The sequence below is a fragment of the Pseudomonas sp. L5B5 genome, assembly GCF_020520285.1.
Lineage (GTDB): Bacteria > Pseudomonadota > Gammaproteobacteria > Pseudomonadales > Pseudomonadaceae > Aquipseudomonas.
Genome location: NZ_CP084742.1, coordinates 5,985,901 through 6,004,359 on the forward strand (window position 1 = coordinate 5,985,901; position 18,459 = coordinate 6,004,359).

Here is an 18,459-nt window from a genome sequence, read left to right on the forward strand (position 1 = left end):
GAATGTCGATCAAGGGGGCCGTGGTGCAAGGTGGAGGCATCAGGCTGGCCCGGTGGCGCCTTCGCCGGCCAGCCGGCGGTTGAGCTGGAAGCGCCAGCGCACGTACAGCAATGACGAGGTGAACACCGCGAGGCTGGCGAACATCTCCAGCAGCCCGAACAGCTGGCGGTTCGGGTCGTAGGCCGCCAGCGCGCCCTTGATGAAGTACAGGTTGACCACGAAGCACATCCAGGAGTGTCCGCGGGCACTGCCGCTGAGCATGCCGGGGGCCATCAGCAGCAGGGGCACCAGCTCGATCAGCAGGATCACCCAGGGGCGGGCGCCATGCAGGTCGGCGACCAGCAGGTAGTAGCCGCACAGCAGGCCCACCAGGGCAAAGAAACACCCCAGGCTGACGAATCGGGCCACGCGGACCCGGGGCTCCAGCCATTGCACTTCGGGCAGGATCTTAGGCTTCTTGGCCACGGCCGCTCTCCAGTTGCTGGGCGGTCTTCGCCAAGCGCAGGCCCAGGGCCCGGCACAGTGCGATCTCGTGCTGGTCCAGCGGGCTCTTGCCGTCGGCCCCGGCATGGTGGCTGGCGCCATAAGGCGTGCCGCCGCCCTGGGTTTCCAGCAGGGCCGATTCACTGTAGGGCAGGCCGGTGATCAACATCCCGTGATGCAGCAACGGCAGCATCATCGACAGCAGGGTCGCTTCCTGGCCGCCGTGCAAGCTGGCGGTGGAGGTGAACACGCCAGCGGGCTTGCCCACCAGGGCGCCGGTCAGCCACAGGTTGCTGGTGCCGTCGAGGAAGTACTTGAGGGGCGCCGCCATGTTGCCGAAGCGGGTCGGACTGCCCATGGCCAGGCCGGCACAGTTCTTCAGGTCATCGAGGCTGGCGTACAGCGCACCGCTGTCGGGAATCGCCGGGGCCACCGCTTCGCATTCGGCGGAAATGGCCGGGACGGTGCGCAGGCGGGCCTCCAGGCCGGCCTGCTCGATGCCCCGGGCAATCTGCCGGGCCATCTCGCTGGTGGAGCCGTTGCGGCTGTAGTACAGCACCAGGATGTAGGGCGTGCTCAAGGCAGGATCTCCAGCACGTTTTCCGGCGGCCGGCCGATGATGGCCCTGTCACCGGCTTCGAGAACCGGGCGCTCCATGAGCTTGGGGTGCTGGGCGATGGCGGCGATCAACTGCTCTTCGCCGAGGCTGGTGTCCGCCAGGCCCAGGTCCTTGTATTCGTCTTCCCCGGTGCGCAGCAACTGGCGGGCACCGATGCCGAGCTTGGCCAGGAGGCTGCGCAGTTGGGCGGCGTCCAGTGGAGTTTCCAGGTAGCGGACCACGGTGGGAGCCAGGCCGCGTTGTTCCAGCAGTTCCAGTGCAGCACGGGATTTCGAGCAGCGCGGGTTGTGATAAAGCGTCAGGTCGGTCATGTGCGGGTCGCATCTTGCGTAAGGTGGCGGCTATTCTACCCGCGCGACGGGCTCTGCTGAACCTGGGAGTCGATAGGTCGCAGCGCTTGGCGGTTGGCGCGCATTATCCAAGACACTTTCGACGACGGGAAAACAGGCATGGCAAGGCAATTGGCAGCAGCATTGGCGATCATCACGACCCTGTTGCTGGGCGGGTGTGGCAACGACTACGGGGTCGACCAGTACGGCCGCAAAGTCGCTGCCGAACGGCTCGACAAGCAGTGGCTGGTCCTCAACTACTGGGCCGAGTGGTGCGGCCCGTGCCGCACCGAGGTGCCTGAGCTCAATGCCCTGGACGAGCAGCTCAAGGGGCAGTCGGTGACGGTACTGGGGGTCAATTTCGACAACGTGCAGGGCGAAGAACTCAAGAGCGCCAGCGAGAAGCTGGGGATCAAGTTCACCGTACTGGCCCAGGATCCTTCGCCGATCTTCGACCTGCCGCGCACCGAGGCACTGCCGGTGACCTACATCATCGACGACCAGGGCAAGGTGCGTGAACAGTTGCTGGGGGAGCAGACCGCGGCGGGCGTGCTGGCGAAACTGCAGGCCCTGCGCGGTCATTGATGGGGGCTGTGGCCGGCTGGCGGCGACTCAGGGTCAGCCTTCTTCCAGCCACCAGCGCAGCGGCTTGCCTTCGGCAGGCCAGAAGCGCACCTGCTCGATGGGCGAGACATCCCAGCGCTCGACGGTTTCCAGGCTCTTGAGGAAACGTCGTTCCTGTTCCATCAGTGCCGGAGCGCAGAGCTTGCGGGTACTGCCCACCTTGCCGAAGCTGAGCTTGTCGCCGTCCAGCGTGTAGGGGGCGAACCAGTGGTTGCAACCGCCATTGCCATAGGCGCGGCCATCCGCGCCCAGGGTGATGGTCAGGTGGCTGTAGTCGATGAGCGGGCGTTCACCGATCCACTCAAGGATATAGCTGCGATCCTGTTGCAGTTTCAGCGGCTCGGCGGCGCAGCCCAGCAGGCCGGCGCCAAGGGCAGCGATGAGCGCCAGGCGTTTCATTGAGCGGCCTGCTGGCATTTCGGGCACCGGTGGTGCTCGCCTTCACTGCTCCAGCCGAGTTCGGCGATCCGTGCGCTGGCGGCGGGTTTGCGCGCCTTTTCGCCGAGCTTGGCGTCCACTGCGAACTCGAAGTCCAGTTGCTTCGAGCAACTGTCGCAGTTGACCTGCCATTGATGAATGGCCAGTTCGCCGAATACCGGGCCGCTGGCTACGGCAACCCATTGACCGACCGGATTGATCAGGTGGCGTACGGTGTCCACCGTCAGGCGCATGGACAGGTCCTTGCTGCCCTTGAGGGTGACCAGCAGTACATCGTTGGCACGGATCGAGCCACCATTGCCGGTGACTTGATAGCGTCCCGGCACCAGTGCGCGGCATTCGATCAGGGTGTGTTGCGGGCTCATCAGGGTGTAGCGGAAATCGTGTTCGACCATGGGTCCTCCAAATCTGCCGCGTATGCTAGCACGGGCCCCGGCGCCACAGGGCGCGGGCTGGCGACCTTCGATCAGCCCGGGTCGAGGGTTCAGCCATGGACCAGGTTCTGCGGCTGGCCGGCGAACCAGCTGGCAATGTTATGCAGGGTCGTGTCGGCGATCGCCGCCAGTGCCTCGCGGGTCAGGAAGGCCTGGTGCGCGGTCACTATCACGTTGGGGAAGGTCAGCAGCCTGGCCAGCACGTCATCCTGCAGCGGCAGGTCGGAGCGGTCCTCGAAGAACAGTTGCGCCTCTTCTTCATAGACGTCCAGCCCCAGGTAGCCCAGCTGGCCGCTCTTGAGGGCATCGATCAGCGCCGGGGTATCCACCAGGCCACCGCGGCCGGTATTGATCAGCATCGCACCGGGTTGCATCTGGGCCAGGCTGTGCGGGTTGATCAGGTAGCGGCTATCGTCGGTGAGCGGGCAATGCAGGCTGATGATCTGCGATTGCGCCAGCAGCTCCGGCAGGCTCAGGTAGCGTGCCCCGAGGGCCTGCACGGCCGGGTTGGGGTACGGGTCGTAGGCCAGCAACTGGCAACCGAAACCGGCCATGATGCGGGCGAAGGTGGCGCCGATCTGTCCGGTGCCGACAATGCCCACGGTCTTGTCGACCAGGTCAAAGCCGGTCAGGCCATGCAGGGTGAAGTCGCCTTCGCGGGTGCGGTTGTAGGCCCGGTGCAGGCGCCGATTGAGTGCCAGGATCAGGGCTACGGCATGTTCGGCCACGGCGTGGGGCGAGTAGGCCGGAACCCGGACCACATCCAGTCCCAGGCGCTTGGCGGCGGGCAGGTCGACATGGTTGTAGCCGGCCGAGCGCAGGGCGATCAGCCGCGTGCCGCCAGCGGCCAGGCGTTCGAGCACCGGCGCACCCAGGTCGTCGTTGATGAAGGCACAGACCACGTCATGGCGCTCGGCCAGGGCTGCGGTGTCCATGCTCAGGCGCGCGGCCTGGAACTGCAGCTCCAGGCCTGCGGGCTGCTGGGCACCCAGAAAGCTCTCGCGGTCGTAGTTCTGGCTGCTGAAAAGAATCGTACGCATGGCTGCATCCTTGTTCGAAGGCGCCCAGCATGCGGCCTGGACGCTCGGCTGAAGTTGCCCTGGGTCAGGCCTTGACCCGTGCTTCGCTGGCCAGGCGATTGATGGCATGGTCCAGTTCGTCCAGGGCGGCAAAGGCCTTGGCGTCCTCCTGCTTGAGCAACGTCTCGCTACGCTGGCAGGCCGCCCGCAGCTGCGGTACACCACAGTAGCGGGTAGCACCGTGCAGGCGATGGACCCGCTCGATCAGGGCGCCATGGTCGTTGGCGGCCCGCGCGGTATTGATCGCCTCACGGTCAGCTTCCAGTGACGCCAGCAACATGGCCAGCATGTCGGCAGCCAGGTCGGCCTTGCCGGCGGCCAGGCGCAGGCCTTCGTCCTGATCCAGTACCTGCAGTTCCAGGCCCAGTTCCAGGCGCTCGCCGGAGCGCTCCGAGCCCTGGTTGCGCAACGCCAGGCCGGTCCACTTGAGCACCACCTGGGCCAGTTGCCGTTCACTGATGGGCTTGGTCAGGTAATCGTCCATGCCGCTTTGCAGCAGCGCGCGTTTTTCATTGGCCATGGCATGGGCGGTCAGGGCGACGATCGGCAGAGGAGTGCCATGGCGTTCGCTTTCCCATTGGCGGATGGCCTCGGTGCTCTGGCGACCGTCCATGCCGGGCATTTGTACGTCCATCATCACCAGGTCGAACGGTTCGAGCTGGATCGCCTTCAGTGCGGCATAGCCGTTATCCACGGCCTGCACCTTGGCGCCCATGTCTTGCAGCAAGGTCTGGATCAGCAGCAGGTTGGCCGGGTTGTCGTCGACGCACAGCACCCGTGGTGCGCGGCTGGAAAGTGATTCTTCAGGCTCGCTGCGGGCCCGGTGGGGCGTGACCAGGTCGGACAACGCCCGGCGCAGTTTGCGTGTGCAGGCCGGCTTGGCCTGCAACTGGCTGTGGGGGTTGGGGACCGAAAGCTGGAACAGCGTCTGCTCGGTGGTCGGGCACAGCACCAGGACCTTGCAGCCCAGGTGTTCAAGGTCCCAGATGTGCTGGCTCAGGCGCTCGGGCGGCATGTCGTTGGTGGTTACGCCGAGCACCGCCAGGTCGATGGCCTGGTCGCTCTGGTGGACGCCGGTGATGCCGTTGGTCAAGGCTTCCAGGGTGTTGAACGGCGTCACTTCCAAGCCACAGTCTTCCAACTGGTGTTGCAGGGCCTGGCGGGCCAGTTCGTGGTTTTCCAGCACGGCCACGCGTCGGCCCAGCAGTGGTGGCGCGGGCAGGTCATCGGCGTCGTCACGGGTCTTGGGCAGGCTCAGGCTGATCCAGAACTCGGAGCCTTCTCCCGGTGTGCTGTCGACGCCGATCTCGCCGCCCATCTGCTCGATCAGGCGCTTGGAGATCACCAGTCCCAGGCCCGTGCCACCGGGTTGGCGTGACAGCGAGTTGTCGGCCTGGCTGAAGGCCTGGAACAGGGCGCGCACATCCTGGTTCGACAGGCCGATGCCGGTGTCCTGGATGCTGATTCGCAGTTGCACGCTGTCTTCGTGCTCCTCCTCGAGCATGGCTCGGGCGACGATGGTGCCTTCGCGGGTGAACTTGATGGCGTTGCTCACCAGGTTGGTGAGGATCTGCTTGAGCCGCAGCGGGTCGCCCACCAGCGACAAGGGCGTATCGCGGTAGACCAGGCTCACCAGCTCCAGCTGCTTGGCATGGGCCGCCGGGGCGAGGATGGTCAGGGTGTCCTGCAGCAGGTCTCGCAGGTTGAACGGGATGCTGTCGAGCACCAGCTTGCCGGCTTCGATTTTCGAGAAGTCGAGGATCTCGTTGATGATCCCCAGCAGGCTGTCGGCGGACTTCTCGATGGTGCCCAGGTAATCCAGCTGGCGCGGAGTCAGTTCGCTTTTCTGCAGCAGGTGGGTGAAACCGAGGATGCCGTTGAGTGGTGTGCGGATCTCGTGACTCATGTTGGCCAGGAACTCGGACTTGATCCGGCTGGCTTCCAGGGCTTCCTTGCGCGCCAGGTCCAGCTCGATGTTCTGGATCTAGATGGTCTCCAGGTTCTGGCGCACGTCCTCGGTGGCCTGGTCGATGCTGTGCTGCAGCTCTTCCTGGGCATTCTGCAGGGTGCCGGCCATCCGGTTGATGCCCGAGGCGAGATCGTCCAGTTCCTGGCTGCCCAGGGGTGGCAGGCGGGTTTCCAGGTTGCCGTCCTTGAGCTGGGTCACCGCCTGCTTGATCTGGCTCAGCGGGTCGTTGATGGTCCGTCCCATGCGCACCGCCAGCAGGGCAGCCACGGCCAGGCCGGAAGCGATCAGCAGCAGGCTGGCGAACAGGCTTCGGTAACCACGCAGCAACATGCCGCTGTGGGACAGCTCCAGTTCCACCCAGCCCAGCAGACGGTCGGACTCGTCGGGGATCAGGTCGCCCGCAAGGTTGCGATGACGGCCGAAGACCGGCATCTGGTAGCGGGTCGCGTCGTTGCCGCTGCGCTTGACCATCTGGGTGCTGTTATCGGTGGGCGCCGGGTTGAGCATGCTGGGTCCGGCATGGACCATCAGTGTGCGGTCGGGGGCGAGGAACGACACTGCGCGTACGTCCTGTTGTTCCAGGGCCTGGGTGGCAATGCGCTCCAGCGTCTGGGTGTTGCGAGTGCCCATGGCCGGGGCCACCAGGGAGGCCAGCTGTTCGGCGATCATTTCGCCGCGTTGCAGGAGTTGGGTCTGCAGGTCCGAGAGCTGCATCCAGGTGAAGTAGCCACCCAGCACCAGGGCCATCAGGCTGGTAGGCAGCAAGGTCAGCAACAGTACGCGGCCTTTGATTCCCAGTTTCTTGAGCACGCAACTCTCCTGCTTCCACGCGATTTTGATAGGTCTACGGCACGTCCGTGATGCGCCACCTGCGCAGTGTAACGATTTGCCGAGGGCCAATCTTGGCAAATTGTTTCGCCACTGCCGGTGGTCAGGGAAGGCAGGGTGCGACCAAGGCATCGGTTGCCGTGTCCCGGGCAATCTTGAATAATCCGCCAACTGAGAATCACTTGCACAAGCCAATGACTCCCGCATCTATCGACCCTCCCCGCATCCTGGCCATAGAAGACGACCCGGTGCTCGGTGCCTATGTGCATGAGCAGCTGCAGCGTTGCGGTTTTGCCGTGACCTGGTGCCGCAACGGCCAGGAAGGGCTGGGTATCGCCCGCCAGCAACCGTTCGATGTCCTGCTGATGGACATCCTGTTGCCCGGCATGGACGGTCTGACGGTACTGACCCACTTGCGCCAGAGCCATTCCACGCCCGTGCTGCTGATGTCGGCCCTGGGGGCGGAAGCCGATCGCATCAGCGGTTTTCGCCTGGGGGCCGACGACTACCTGCCCAAGCCTTTCAGCATCGCCGAGCTGCGGGTGCGCATCGAAGCCATCCTGCGTCGGGTGGCGCTGGACCGGCGCCCGATGCCACCGGTCTCCGGCAGCCTGTTGCAGAGCCTGCGTTTCGACGACGAGCTGTGCGATGTGTTCTTCGCCGAGCAATGGGCCGGCTTGACCCGCAGCGAGTACCGCCTGCTGGAGACCCTGCACCGCAATGCCGATGAAGTGCTGAGCAAGGCCTTCCTTTACCAGCATGTGCTGCAGCGTGGTTATGCCGCCCATGACCGTAGCCTGGACATGCATGTCAGCCAGATCCGTCGCAAGCTCAAGGTGCTGGGGTACAGCGAGCGCCAGTTACGCACTGTGTGGGGCAAGGGGTATGTGCTGAGTGCCCTCGATGAACTGGCCTGAACTGCCTGGCCGGCATTCGGTGTTCTGGAAGCTGGCATTCCTGCTGGTGGCGTTCTGCCTGTTGATGATCTGGCTGAGCTGGTCCTGGGGGCGTTATGTCGAGCAGAAGAACCTGTACCTGTCCGATGAAGCCCGCGCGACCCTGCGCGCCTACGCAGGGGAGGCTGAACAGGCCTGGAAGAGCGGCCAGCAGACCGGCGTCGATGTCTGGGTCCAGCAGATGGCCAATCGCGAAAAGAGCTGGGTCGGGGTCATCGGCAGCGACCTGCAGTCCCTGAGCAGCTATCCCTTGAAGCCCATGGAGGCCCAGCGCCTGACCTTCCTCAGAGGGCCGGACTGGCCGGTGAGCCGGCATGCCCGGGGCCTGCCATGGTTGAAGGTCGCGTTCCCCGACGAGCCCTCCGCTGGCAGCCTGGTGATCGAACTGCCGCAGCGCTTCATGCCCGGTCGCTACCGGTTGTTCTGGCAGGTCATGACCAATGGCGTGATACCCGGCCTCTTCACCCTGTTGCTGTGCGTGGGGCTGTACCGCTTGCTGGTCGTACCGCTCAACCAGCTGCGCGAGCAGGCCAATGCCTGGCGCGCGGAACAACTGAACGTGCGTCTCAGCAGCGAAACGACCTTGCGCAGGGATGAGCTGGGGGACCTGGGCCGGGCGTTCGACCAAATGTCCGAGCGCTTGCAAAGCACCGTGGCGACCCAGCAACAGTTGTTGCGAGACTTGTCCCATGAGCTGCGCACGCCCTTGAGTCGCCTGCGGGTGGCCTGCGAGGGGGAACAGAGCCTTGCGGCGCTGCGTGAGCGCCTGGGCCGGGAAATCGATGGCATGCAGCGCCTGGTGGAAGACAGCCTGCAACTGGCCTGGCTGGACACTGAGCGCACGCCCCTGGCCGAGGAGCAGATCCAGATCCAGGCCCTGTGGGAAATGCTCAGTGAAAATGCCTGCTTCGAAAGCGATTGGCCAACTGGGCAGTTGCGCTGTGAGCTGGCAGCCGACTGCTGGGTGCAAGGCCACCTCAATACCTTGGCCCAGGCCCTGGAAAACATCTTGCGCAACGCTATCCGGCATTCCCCGCCCGGCGCCCGGGTGACCCTGGCTGGCCAGCTCGAGGGCCGGTACTGGCACCTGTGGCTGGACGATCAGGGACCAGGGGTGGCCGAGCAGGATCTGGAGCGGATCTTCGCGCCCTTTACTCGCCTGGACGGTTCTCGTCCCGGGGACGGTGGCTTTGGCCTGGGCTTGAGCATCGCGCGCAATGCCGTGGGGCGCCAGGGCGGACAGATCTGGGCGTGCAATACCGAACATGGCTTGCGTATCCATCTACGCTTGCGGGCCGCACGGTTGCCAGCGAGTGCCTGAAGTGCCCGGCAGTCGGTCTTATGCCAATAAGCCATAAGACCCTCACTTTGCGTGATATGGCGTCAGAGGGTTTGCCGGTATGATAGGCGCCCCCGCAGTCTGGATTGCGAATACGCCATGACCCTGCAATACCCAACCATCGCCGATTGCGTCGGCAACACCCCGCTGATTCGTTTGCAGCGCCTGCCCGGTGTCACCAGCAACACCCTGTTGCTCAAGCTCGAGGGCAATAACCCGGCGGGCTCGGTCAAGGACCGTCCGGCACTGTCGATGATCACCCGGGCCGAGTTGCGCGGGCAGATCCAGGCCGGCGATACCCTGATCGAGGCGACCTCGGGCAATACCGGTATCGCCCTGGCCATGGCTGCGGCGATCAAGGGCTACAAGATGATCCTGATCATGCCCGACAACTCCAGTGCCGAGCGCAAGGCGGCGATGACCGCCTATGGCGCCGAACTGATCCTGGTGAGCCAGGAGGAAGGCATGGAAGGCGCCCGCGACCTGGCCGAGCAGATGCAGGCCGAAGGGCGTGGCAAGGTCCTCGACCAGTTCGCCAACGGTGACAATCCCGAGGCCCACTACACTGGTACCGGCCCGGAAATCTGGCGCCAGACCCAGGGCGGCATCACGCACTTCATCAGTTCGATGGGCACCACCGGCACCATCATGGGGACCTCTCGCTACCTGAAGGAGCAGAACCCCGAGGTGCAGATCGTTGGCCTGCAACCGATGGAAGGCTCGGCCATCCCCGGCATCCGTCGCTGGCCCGAGCAGTACCTGCCGAAGATCTATCAGGCCAGCCGCGTCGACCGGATCGTCGACATGGCCCAGGGCGAGGCCGAGGACGTGACCCGACGCCTGGCTCGCGAAGAAGGCATCTTCTGTGGCGTGTCCTCCGGTGGTGCGGTGGCGGCGATGCTGCGCTTGTCCCGGGAAGTGGAAAACGCGGTCATGGTCGCGATCATCTGCGACCGTGGCGATCGTTACCTTTCGACCGGCATTTTCGATGCGCCCAACTGATGGCTAAGAACGAGAGAGGCCTGCGCTTCCAGCCTGCGGGCGGCAGCCGGGCACCCCAGATTCCGGTGGGCAAGAAACAACGCCTGAGCATCCAGCGCCTGGCCAACGATGGCCGCGGCATTGCCTTCCTGGAAGGGCGCACCTGGTTCGTCAATGGCGCCCTCGCCGGTGAAGAGGTCGAGGCGCGGGTACTGGGTACCCATGGCAAAGTGGTGGAGGCCCGCGCCGAGCGCATCTTCAGCGCCAGCGAACTGCGTCGGCCGGCGCCCTGCGCCCATGCCGGGCGTTGCGGCGGTTGTAGCGTCCAGCACCTGCCCCACGAGCAACAGCTTGCCCTGAAACAGCGCATGCTGGCCGAGCAACTGTCCAAGGTCGCGGGTGTCGAGCCTGAAGCCTGGGCCGAGCCCTTGAGCGGTCCGGAGTTCGGCTATCGACGCCGGGCCAGGGTGGCGGTGCGCTGGGACAACAAGGCCAGGCAGCTTGAAGTGGGCTTTCGCGCGGCCGGCAGCCAGGACATCGTCGCCATCGACGATTGCCCGGTGCTGGTACAAGCCTTGCAACCGATCATGCAGCGCTTGCCGGCCATGCTGCGCCGCCTGAGCAAGCCCCAGGCTCTGGGGCATGTGGAGTTGTTCAGCGGCTCGGCCCTGGCCGTGTTGCTGCGACACATGGCGCCGTTGTCCGAAGCCGACCTGGGAATCCTCAAGGATTTCTGCGATTTCCATCAGGCGCAGTTGTGGTTGCAAGGCGAGGGCGAGCCGCAACCGTTCGATCCGTCGCAAACCCTGGGCTATCGCCTGGAGACGTGGGACCTGCACTTGGCTTATCGGCCGGGGGACTTTGTCCAGGTCAATGCCGGGGTCAACGAGGCCATGGTGGCCCAGGCCCTGGAATGGCTGGCGCCACAAGCCGATGAGCGAGTGCTGGATCTGTTTTGCGGCCTGGGCAACTTTGCCCTGCCGCTGGCTCGCCGGGTGAAAGAAGTGGTGGCAGTGGAAGGCGTGGCGACCATGGTGGCGCGTGCTGCTGCAAACGCTGCCAGCAACAATTTGCATAACACCAGCTTTTTTCAAGCCGATTTATCCCAGCCCCTGGGTGTTGCCGAGTGGGCCGATCAGGGCTTTTCTGCGGTACTCTTGGATCCACCCCGCGACGGTGCCTTCGAGGTGGTTCGCAAGCTCGCGACCCTCGGCGCCAAGCGGTTGGTGTATGTGTCATGCAACCCGGCGACACTGGCCCGTGACACGGTCGAACTGACCAGGCAGGGCTATCGGTTAAAACGTGCCGGGATTCTCGATATGTTTCCTCAGACGGCGCATGTCGAGGCCATGGCGTTATTCGAAGCGAGCTAGGATGGCTTGTCTAATCCGACTGGTCCGTCAGGTCCGACTCGCGGGCCCTGCGAGCAAGACCTGAGTGTTGTGAAGGTCAGCGATTTGACGCATTGAAGGTGCGTCGTAGGGAAGGTAAAGCAAGATGGTACAGGTGAGAGCGCACCAGCCGATCAACACCGACGGCAGTATCAATCTCGAGGCATGGCTCGATCATACGGTCAGTATCGACATGGCACTGGACCGTGAAGCCTTGAAGGAAGCCTGCGAGTTCGCTCGCGAGGCAGAGCAGCAATACATGGCGACGAAGAGCCTGGGTCTGGAGGACGCATCGTGCTTCAGCACGGGCCTCGAGATCGCGGAGATCCTCGCCGATCTCAAGCTGGACCAGGACTCACTGGTCGCCGCGGTGTTGTACCGCGGTGTCCGTGAAGGACAGATCCCGCTGGCGGCGGTCAGCCAGCGCTTTGGCACGGTGGTGGCCAAGTTGATCGACGGCGTGCAGCGCATGGCGGCGATCACTGCCAGCCTCAGCCCGCGGCAATCCCTGGTGCTGGGCACCCAGACCCAGGTGGAAAACCTGCGCAAGATGCTGGTAGCCATGGTCGACGACGTGCGCGTGGCCCTGATCAAGCTGGCCGAGCGGACCTGCGCCATCCGTGCAGTCAAGGGAGCCGACGAAGAGAAGCGCAACCGGGTTGCGCGGGAAGTCTTCGACATCTATGCGCCCCTGGCCCATCGCCTGGGCATCGGGCACATCAAGTGGGAGCTGGAGGACCTGTCCTTCCGTTATCTGGAGCCCGAGCAGTACAAGCAGATCGCCAAGCTGCTGCATGAGCGGCGCCTGGATCGCGAGCGCTTCATCTCCGACGTGATGGGCCAGTTGCAGAGTGAACTGCAGGCCACCGGGGTCGATGCCGATATCAGTGGTCGGGCCAAGCACATCTATTCCATCTGGCGCAAAATGCAGCGCAAGGGTCTTGAGTTCAGCCAGATCTACGATGTGCGTGCCGTGCGAGTGCTGGTACCGGAAATGCGCGACTGCTATACCGCGCTGGGCATCGTGCACACCCTGTGGCGGCACATTCCCAAGGAATTCGACGACTACATCGCCAACCCCAAGGAAAACGGCTACCGCTCGCTGCATACCGCAGTGATCGGTCCCGAGGGCAAAGTGCTCGAGGTGCAGATCCGCACCCACTCGATGCACGAGGAGGCAGAGCTCGGCGTCTGTGCCCATTGGCGCTACAAGGGTACCGACGTCAAGTCCGGTTCCAACCATTACGAAGAGAAGATCTCCTGGCTGCGCCAGGTGCTGGAATGGCACGAGGAACTGGGCGACATCGGTGGCCTGGCCGAGCAGTTGCGGGTGGATATCGAGCCGGACCGGGTGTACATCTTTACCCCTGACGGTCACGCCATCGACTTGCCCAAGGGGGCCACGCCACTGGACTTCGCCTACCGGGTGCACACCGAGATCGGCCACAACTGCCGTGGCGCGAAGATCAATGGACGCATCGTACCGCTCAACTACAGCCTGCAGACCGGCGAGCAGGTGGAGATCATCACCAGCAAGCACGGCACGCCAAGTCGTGACTGGCTGAACCCCAACCTGGGTTACGTCACGACTTCCCGGGCGCGGGCGAAGATCGTCCACTGGTTCAAACTGCAGGCCCGCGACCAGAACGTCGCTGCCGGCAGGACCCTGCTGGAGCGCGAGCTGAACCGCCTGGGCCTGCCGCAGGTGGATTTCGACAAGCTGGCCGAGAAGGCCAACATGAAGATCGCCGAGGACATGTTCGCTGCCCTGGGGGCCGGTGACCTGCGCCTGGCGCAACTGGTCAACCTGGCCCAGCAACTGGTGGAGCCCGAGCGTGGCAACGAGCAGCTGGAGCTGATCCCGCGCAAGGCTGCCGGCTACAAGCCGGGCAAGCGCGGCGACATCCAGATCCAGGGCGTGGGCAACCTGATGACCCAGATGGCCGGTTGCTGCCAGCCGCTGCCAGGGGATGCCATCGTCGGCTACATCACCCAGGGCAGGGGAGTCAGCATTCACCGCCAGGACTGCGCCTCGGTGCTGCAACTGGCTGGTCGCGAACCCGAGCGGATCATCCAGGTCAGCTGGGGTCCGGTGCCGGTGCTGACCTACCCGGTGGACATCATCATTCGTGCCTACGATCGGTCCGGGCTGCTGCGTGACGTGTCCCAGGTGTTGCTCAACGAGCGGATCAACGTGCTGGCGGTCAATACCCGCTCGAACAAGGAGGACAACACCGCGCTGATGTCCCTGACCATCGAGATCCCGGGGCTGGATGCATTGGGGCGTTTGCTGGGGCGAATCTCCCAGCTACCGAACATCATCGAGACCCGGCGCAACCGGACCCCATGATGGCTCAGGAAATGAACGAATCGATGTACAGCCTCGACGACCTGCTTCACCTCATGGCGCGCCTGCGGGACCCTCGGTACGGCTGTCCCTGGGATCTCAAGCAGAACTACGCGAGCATCGTTGCCCACACTCTGGAGGAGGCCTACGAAGTGGCCGACGCCATCGAGCGTGGCGACTTCGACCACCTGCCGGGCGAGCTGGGGGACCTGTTGTTCCAGGTGGTGTATTACAGCCAGCTGGCTCGGGAGGAGGGGCGTTTCGAGTTCGCCGCGGTGGTGGATGGCATCACTCGCAAGCTGATTCGTCGTCACCCCCATGTCTTCCCGACCGGGGACCTGTATGCCCCACTGGATATCCCGCGGCTCGACGAGGACCAGGTCAAGGAGCGGTGGGAGCAGATCAAGGCCGAGGAGCGTGCGGAGAAATCCGATGCACCTCAGCAATTGTCCCTGCTTGACGATGTGCCGACAGCCTTGCCGGCCCTGTCCCGTGCCGCCAAATTGCAGAAGCGCGCGGCCCAGGTCGGTTTCGACTGGCCTGAAGCCCTGGCAGTGGTGGACAAGGTTCGCGAGGAGCTGGACGAGGTGCTGGAGGCCATGGCTGACAATGATGCGGCTGCTATCACCGATGAGATCGGTGACCTGCTGTTCGTGGTGGTCAACCTGGCCCGGCACCTCAAGGTCGATCCGGAAACCGCGCTGCGCGGCGCCAATGCCAAGTTCGACCGACGCTTTCGATTTATCGAGCAGGCATTGCGCGATAGCGGTCGTCCCATGGAAGATTGCACCCTCGAAGTGTTGGACGCCCTGTGGGGCGAAGCCAAACGTCAGGAAAAGAATTTGCCCAGCTGTGGCTGAGGCCATTGCCTAAGTGAGTAAGCACCATGAGCCTTTCCCTTCGCGACCAGTTGCTCAAAGCAGGGCTGGTCAACCAAAAGCAGGCCAAGCAGGTCGGCAAGGACAAGCAGAAGCAGCAGCGCCTGGTCCACAAGGGCCAGGCCGTGCTCGATGATTCCCAGCAGCGCGCCGCCCAGGAGGCGCAGGCCGAGAAGATCAAGCGTGACCAGGAACTCAATCGTCAGCAGCAGGAGAAGGCCGAGCAGAAGGCCCGGGCGGCACAGATCAAGCAACTGATCGAGGTTTCGCGCCTGCCCAAGCTGAACACCGAGGACTACTACAACTTCGTCGATGACAAGAAGGTCAAGCGCTTGTCGGTGAATACCCTGATGCGCAACAAGCTGAGCAGCGGCTCGCTGGCCATCGTCCACCATGCCGGTGGTTATGAGGTGATCCCGCGGGAGGCGGCGCTGAAGATCCAGGAGCGTGATCCTGGCCGTATCGTGCAGATGAATGTGCCGACCGAGGCACCGGATGAGGATGATCCGTACGCGGCCTACCAGATCCCTGACGATCTGATGTGGTAACGGCCCCAAAAAAAACGACAAACCCCGCCATGAGCGGGGTTTGTCGTTTTGGGGCGTGGTAGTCCGCGTGGAGACTTCCAGGGGCCCGGTTTGGCCTTGGCTCAGGAGCTCTGCAGGGTGTTTTGCTGTTCGAGCTTTTCCAGTTCTGCCTTGTAGCTATGGGCGTCGCTTTCGGAATGGAACATGCCCACCAGCATGTCTTGTTGATGCACGTCCCAGATACGTACACCCGCGGCTACGCCTTCATGGGACATATGTGAATCGTCGCGTTCAGTTACTTTTACAGTCATCTGCTAGCTCCAATCTCTGTTGATCTGCAGCAAGGCGTGTGCAGGACTCCGTTATATATTTTGTTAGCTAGCTAAGTAAATTATCCGAATTTGCAATAGACCTTTGCAAAAATCAAAACAATTGCGCAGCCCCCGAAAACCGTGACATTTGGTCGCAGGGCGAGAAGTTTCATGACAAAAGTTTCATCTTCGGCGTCTTGCCGATCGGCTTTCTTGCGCGGCTGCTTGAAGAATCTCGGGCAAAAAAAAAGCCCCGCATGGGCGAGGCTTCTTCTGGTGGCTGGTTCAACTGCCCTTGACGTTCTTGCCGTCGACGGTGCCGTTGAGAAGCATGATGTTGTACTCCTTGCCGTCGGTTTCGACCTGTTGCAGGCGGACCAGCAGGTAGTCCCAATCCTTGGCGAACCACATCACTGTGGTGCGTTTGCTTTGTGTGGGGTCGCGTACCCGCTCGACCTTGATGGCGTCGATCTGGCCAGCCTTGGTATCGACCTTCTCCGTGCCCAGGACGCGGAAGTCGTAGGTGTCGACATCGGTGCCGTCGACCACTTGGTAGCTCATGGTCTTCTTGCCCGCAGCGACATCATGCTGCAGGGCCAGCTGGTAGGTCGACTTGTCCACCATTCCGGTGTTCAGCGGCAGCTTCACCGCATCGCCACGGTCGGTGCCGGTGACCATCTTCGCAGCCCAGTCGAAATCCAGGTCGGACTTCTTGGCCTTGCCCAGGCCGCCACGCTCGAAGTGGTAGGACTGGGGGACCAGGGTGTCTTTTTCCAGGGTCAGGGTGCTTTCCTCAGTCAGGCTGGCGATCATCATCGATGCCTTGAAACTGAGTTTCCAGACGCCGCTGGCGGTTTTTTCCAGGCTGCGTTCGGCAGTGCCGCTCATGGGCAATTGCTTCCAGTCGGCGGTGTAGCTTGCGGAGAACGGGTGAAGATCTGCCGCCTGCACAACTGGCAGGGCGAACAGAGCACAAGCGAAGAGCAGGGCGCGACGCATAAAATCTCCTAGGTTCGAATCAAGTAACCGCTGGCGGCCAGTAATTTGCCATCCAGTAAAGCACCTTGGTCGCCGAGCGTTAGCCGGCCTTCGGCGAACCAGCGTACGGCCATTGGGTAAATCCGGTGTTCCTGGACATGCACTCGCTGCGCCAGGCTCTGGGGCGAGTCGTGCAACTCTACCGGGATCACAGCCTGTACGACCAGAGGCCCGCCATCGAGTTCCTCGGTGACGAAGTGCACGCTGCAGCCGTGTTCCGTGTCTGCGGCCTCAAGCGCTCGCTGGTGAGTGTGTAACCCTTTGTATTTGGGCAGCAGCGAAGGATGGATATTCAACAGGCGACCCTGGTAGTGACGGACGAAACCTGCGCTGAGAATGCGCATGAACCCGGCCAGGACCACCAGTTTGGGTTGAAAGGTGTCGATCAGTTCGACCAGTGCCTGGTCGAAGGCCTCGCGGCCCTCGAAGGCAGTGTGATCGAGGAAGCGGGTAGTGATACCCGCTTCCTTGGCGCGCTGCAGGCCATAGGCGTCTGAGCGGTTGGAGATCACGGCAGCGATGCGGACCGGACTGTCGTCGGTCCGCGCGTTGTCGATCAGGGCTTGCAGGTTACTGCCGGTGCCGGACAGCAGCACCACAACATCACAGGTCGGCAACATCCGCTCTTGCATCAGTGAGCCTTGAGGTTCTTCAGTTCGACTTGGGCTGCGCCTTCGGCGGCACTGGCGATCTGGCCGATGACCCAAGGTTGCTCGCCGGCAGCGCGCAGGACGTTGAGGGCGTTATCGACCTGATCCTGGGCCACGCAGATGACCATGCCTACGCCGCAGTTCAGCACACGGTGCATTTCATGTTCATCGACGTTGCCTTTTTCCTGCAGGAAGTCGAAGACGGCCGGACGCTGCCAGCTGGCCACGTCGACCACCGCCTGGGCGCCTTTTGGCAGTACGCGCGGGATGTTGTCCAGCAGGCCGCCGCCGGTGATGTGGGCCATGGCCTTGACCGCGCCGGTCTCCTTGATCAGTTGCAGCAGCGGCTTGACGTAGATGCGGGTCGGGGCCATCAACAGGTCGGCCAGCGGCTTGCCGTCAAGCTGGGTGCTGTCGATATCGGTGCCGGATACTTCGAGGATCTTGCGGATCAGCGAATAGCCGTTGGAATGTGGGCCGGAGGAGGGCAGTGCGATCAGTGCATCACCGGTGGCCACTTTCGAACCGTCGATGATCTCGGCTTTTTCCACTACGCCGACACAGAAACCGGCCAGGTCGTAGTCTTCGCCTTCGTACATGCCTGGCATCTCGGCGGTCTCACCACCGACCAGCGAACAACCGGCCAGTTCGCAGCCGGCGCCAATGCCGGTGACCACGGTGGCAGCCACATCGACGTTGAGCTTGCCGGTGGCGTAGTAATCGAGGAAGAACAGCGGCTCGGCACCGCACACCACCAGGTCGTTGACGCACATGGCGACCAGATCCTGACCGATGCTGTCGTGCTTGTTCAGGTTCAAGGCCAGGCGCAACTTGGTGCCCACGCCGTCGGTACCGGAGACCAGCACTGGCTGCTTGTAGCCGGCCGGGATCTCGCAGAGGGCGCCGAAGCCGCCCAGGCCACCCATGACTTCAGGGCGTGCGGTACGCTTGGCGACGCCCTTGATGCGTTCGACCAGTGCTTCGCCGGCGTCGATGTCTACACCGGCGTCTTTGTAGCTCAGGGAGGGTTGCTTGCTCATTGATCCAGGCCTTTAGGGGGATTCAGGGATATCGACCGAACCAATGAGACCGCTGAGCCACTGCAAGGGTGGTTCAAGGGCCCGCTGGTGGCGGTCTGCGAAGGCGCGCGATTTTATCAGGCTTGAGGGGCAGCGGCCATCCTCGGGCCGACGGGTAGAGGCATATCCCGTTAAAAAAACCACGATTGCCCTGCTTGG

General features: G+C 63.4%; 18 protein-coding genes and 1 pseudogene. 8 read left to right on the top strand and 11 right to left on the bottom strand.

Annotated features, from left to right (window positions below):
* Nucleotides 1–39: 39 nt before the first annotated feature.
* Genes LGQ10_RS27600 through arsC form a run of 3 tightly spaced genes read right to left on the bottom strand, consistent with a single transcriptional unit; the run spans nucleotide 40 to nucleotide 1,413 of the window.
* Nucleotides 40–465: a DUF2069 domain-containing protein gene (locus tag LGQ10_RS27600; RefSeq protein WP_058438761.1), complete on the bottom strand. Its 426-nt coding sequence runs from the start codon at nucleotides 463–465 to the stop codon at nucleotides 40–42.
* Nucleotides 449–1,063, bottom strand: coding sequence for an NAD(P)H:quinone oxidoreductase (gene wrbA, locus LGQ10_RS27605; protein WP_058438754.1), 615 nt, complete (start codon nucleotides 1,061–1,063; stop codon nucleotides 449–451). Before wrbA ends, LGQ10_RS27600 begins: the two co-directional genes overlap by 17 nt.
* Nucleotides 1,060–1,413 carry an arsenate reductase (glutaredoxin) gene (gene arsC / locus LGQ10_RS27610; RefSeq protein WP_058438752.1) on the bottom strand — a complete coding sequence of 118 codons (354 nt, stop codon included), beginning with the start codon at nucleotides 1,411–1,413 and terminating at the stop codon, nucleotides 1,060–1,062. Before arsC ends, wrbA begins: the two co-directional genes overlap by 4 nt.
* 138 nt (nucleotides 1,414–1,551) lie before the next feature.
* Here arsC and LGQ10_RS27615 point away from each other — a divergent pair, with 138 nt between their 5' ends.
* A complete protein-coding gene (locus LGQ10_RS27615) occupies nucleotides 1,552–2,016 on the top strand; it encodes a TlpA family protein disulfide reductase (protein WP_058438750.1) in 465 nt (154 codons plus the stop codon).
* Between the two features lie 33 nt (nucleotides 2,017–2,049).
* Here the strand turns inward: LGQ10_RS27615 and LGQ10_RS27620 are convergent, their stop codons facing one another.
* The 4 genes and pseudogenes from LGQ10_RS27620 to LGQ10_RS27635 all read right to left on the bottom strand — a co-directional run bounded on the left by LGQ10_RS27620 (nucleotide 2,050) and on the right by LGQ10_RS27635 (nucleotide 6,785).
* Complete coding sequence (locus tag LGQ10_RS27620) at nucleotides 2,050–2,454, bottom strand: META domain-containing protein (RefSeq protein ID WP_058438748.1); 405 nt, start codon at nucleotides 2,452–2,454, stop codon at nucleotides 2,050–2,052.
* The gene (locus LGQ10_RS27625) at nucleotides 2,451–2,888 is read right to left on the bottom strand and encodes a hypothetical protein (RefSeq protein WP_058438746.1); all 438 of its coding nucleotides are present in this window, start codon (nucleotides 2,886–2,888) and stop codon (nucleotides 2,451–2,453) included. Before LGQ10_RS27625 ends, LGQ10_RS27620 begins: the two co-directional genes overlap by 4 nt.
* Before the next feature lie 89 nt (nucleotides 2,889–2,977).
* Nucleotides 2,978–3,967 carry a 2-hydroxyacid dehydrogenase gene (locus LGQ10_RS27630; protein WP_226523784.1) on the bottom strand — a complete coding sequence of 330 codons (990 nt, stop codon included), beginning with the start codon at nucleotides 3,965–3,967 and terminating at the stop codon, nucleotides 2,978–2,980.
* 64 nt (nucleotides 3,968–4,031) lie between these two features.
* A pseudogene (locus LGQ10_RS27635) lies at nucleotides 4,032–6,785 on the bottom strand (response regulator).
* 212 nt (nucleotides 6,786–6,997) lie between these two features.
* On the opposite strand from LGQ10_RS27635, the gene LGQ10_RS27640 reads away from it, so the two are divergent.
* From LGQ10_RS27640 to LGQ10_RS27670, 7 genes are all read left to right on the top strand, one after another.
* Nucleotides 6,998–7,720 (top strand): response regulator transcription factor, encoded by a 723-nt coding sequence (locus LGQ10_RS27640; RefSeq protein ID WP_226523785.1) that lies wholly within the window; start codon nucleotides 6,998–7,000, stop codon nucleotides 7,718–7,720.
* Complete coding sequence (locus LGQ10_RS27645) at nucleotides 7,707–9,080, top strand: sensor histidine kinase (RefSeq protein ID WP_226523786.1); 1,374 nt, start codon at nucleotides 7,707–7,709, stop codon at nucleotides 9,078–9,080. Before LGQ10_RS27640 ends, LGQ10_RS27645 begins: the two co-directional genes overlap by 14 nt.
* Before the next feature lie 117 nt (nucleotides 9,081–9,197).
* A complete protein-coding gene (cysM, locus tag LGQ10_RS27650; RefSeq protein WP_226523787.1) occupies nucleotides 9,198–10,100 on the top strand; it encodes a cysteine synthase CysM in 903 nt (300 codons plus the stop codon).
* A complete protein-coding gene (gene rlmD, locus LGQ10_RS27655) occupies nucleotides 10,100–11,452 on the top strand; it encodes a 23S rRNA (uracil(1939)-C(5))-methyltransferase RlmD (protein WP_226523788.1) in 1,353 nt (450 codons plus the stop codon). Before cysM ends, rlmD begins: the two co-directional genes overlap by 1 nt.
* Before the next feature lie 124 nt (nucleotides 11,453–11,576).
* Nucleotides 11,577–13,820 (top strand): GTP diphosphokinase, encoded by a 2,244-nt coding sequence (relA, locus tag LGQ10_RS27660; RefSeq protein ID WP_226523789.1) that lies wholly within the window; start codon nucleotides 11,577–11,579, stop codon nucleotides 13,818–13,820.
* A 23-nt stretch (nucleotides 13,821–13,843) separates the two neighbouring features.
* Entirely contained in the window at nucleotides 13,844–14,677 is an 834-nt protein-coding gene (gene mazG / locus LGQ10_RS27665) for a nucleoside triphosphate pyrophosphohydrolase (RefSeq protein WP_226526213.1), read from the top strand.
* 26 nt (nucleotides 14,678–14,703) lie between these two features.
* Nucleotides 14,704–15,243 carry a DUF2058 domain-containing protein gene (locus LGQ10_RS27670; RefSeq protein ID WP_226523790.1) on the top strand — a complete coding sequence of 180 codons (540 nt, stop codon included), beginning with the start codon at nucleotides 14,704–14,706 and terminating at the stop codon, nucleotides 15,241–15,243.
* Between the two features lie 101 nt (nucleotides 15,244–15,344).
* Here the strand turns inward: LGQ10_RS27670 and LGQ10_RS27675 are convergent, their stop codons facing one another.
* From LGQ10_RS27675 to purM, 4 genes are all read right to left on the bottom strand, one after another.
* On the bottom strand, nucleotides 15,345–15,533 hold the full coding sequence (locus LGQ10_RS27675) for a hypothetical protein (RefSeq protein WP_058435394.1): 189 nt from the start codon (nucleotides 15,531–15,533) through the stop codon (nucleotides 15,345–15,347).
* A gap of 285 nt (nucleotides 15,534–15,818) precedes the next feature.
* Nucleotides 15,819–16,532 carry a DUF3108 domain-containing protein gene (locus tag LGQ10_RS27680; RefSeq protein WP_058435393.1) on the bottom strand — a complete coding sequence of 238 codons (714 nt, stop codon included), beginning with the start codon at nucleotides 16,530–16,532 and terminating at the stop codon, nucleotides 15,819–15,821.
* An 8-nt stretch (nucleotides 16,533–16,540) separates the two neighbouring features.
* Entirely contained in the window at nucleotides 16,541–17,191 is a 651-nt protein-coding gene (gene purN / locus LGQ10_RS27685; protein WP_058435396.1) for a phosphoribosylglycinamide formyltransferase, read from the bottom strand.
* An 11-nt stretch (nucleotides 17,192–17,202) separates the two neighbouring features.
* Nucleotides 17,203–18,261 carry a phosphoribosylformylglycinamidine cyclo-ligase gene (gene purM, locus LGQ10_RS27690; RefSeq protein WP_058435392.1) on the bottom strand — a complete coding sequence of 353 codons (1,059 nt, stop codon included), beginning with the start codon at nucleotides 18,259–18,261 and terminating at the stop codon, nucleotides 17,203–17,205.
* Between the last annotated feature and the right edge of the window lie 198 nt (nucleotides 18,262–18,459).

Coding starts and splice junctions, on each gene's coding strand:
- LGQ10_RS27620 (WP_058438748.1), bottom strand. CDS start 2,454: ATGAAACGCCTGGCGCTCATCGCTGCCCTTGGCGCCGGCCTGCTGGGC.
- LGQ10_RS27645 (WP_226523786.1), top strand. CDS start 7,707: ATGAACTGGCCTGAACTGCCTGGCCGGCATTCGGTGTTCTGGAAGCTG.
- rlmD (WP_226523788.1), top strand. CDS start 10,100: ATGGCTAAGAACGAGAGAGGCCTGCGCTTCCAGCCTGCGGGCGGCAGC.
- LGQ10_RS27670 (WP_226523790.1), top strand. CDS start 14,704: ATGAGCCTTTCCCTTCGCGACCAGTTGCTCAAAGCAGGGCTGGTCAAC.
- purM (WP_058435392.1), bottom strand. CDS start 18,261: ATGAGCAAGCAACCCTCCCTGAGCTACAAAGACGCCGGTGTAGACATC.
- LGQ10_RS27625 (WP_058438746.1), bottom strand. CDS start 2,888: ATGGTCGAACACGATTTCCGCTACACCCTGATGAGCCCGCAACACACC.
- LGQ10_RS27675 (WP_058435394.1), bottom strand. CDS start 15,533: ATGACTGTAAAAGTAACTGAACGCGACGATTCACATATGTCCCATGAA.
- cysM (WP_226523787.1), top strand. CDS start 9,198: ATGACCCTGCAATACCCAACCATCGCCGATTGCGTCGGCAACACCCCG.
- relA (WP_226523789.1), top strand. CDS start 11,577: ATGGTACAGGTGAGAGCGCACCAGCCGATCAACACCGACGGCAGTATC.
- LGQ10_RS27630 (WP_226523784.1), bottom strand. CDS start 3,967: ATGCGTACGATTCTTTTCAGCAGCCAGAACTACGACCGCGAGAGCTTT.
- LGQ10_RS27640 (WP_226523785.1), top strand. CDS start 6,998: ATGACTCCCGCATCTATCGACCCTCCCCGCATCCTGGCCATAGAAGAC.
- LGQ10_RS27615 (WP_058438750.1), top strand. CDS start 1,552: ATGGCAAGGCAATTGGCAGCAGCATTGGCGATCATCACGACCCTGTTG.
- arsC (WP_058438752.1), bottom strand. CDS start 1,413: ATGACCGACCTGACGCTTTATCACAACCCGCGCTGCTCGAAATCCCGT.
- purN (WP_058435396.1), bottom strand. CDS start 17,191: ATGTTGCCGACCTGTGATGTTGTGGTGCTGCTGTCCGGCACCGGCAGT.
- LGQ10_RS27680 (WP_058435393.1), bottom strand. CDS start 16,532: ATGCGTCGCGCCCTGCTCTTCGCTTGTGCTCTGTTCGCCCTGCCAGTT.
- mazG (WP_226526213.1), top strand. CDS start 13,844: ATGTACAGCCTCGACGACCTGCTTCACCTCATGGCGCGCCTGCGGGAC.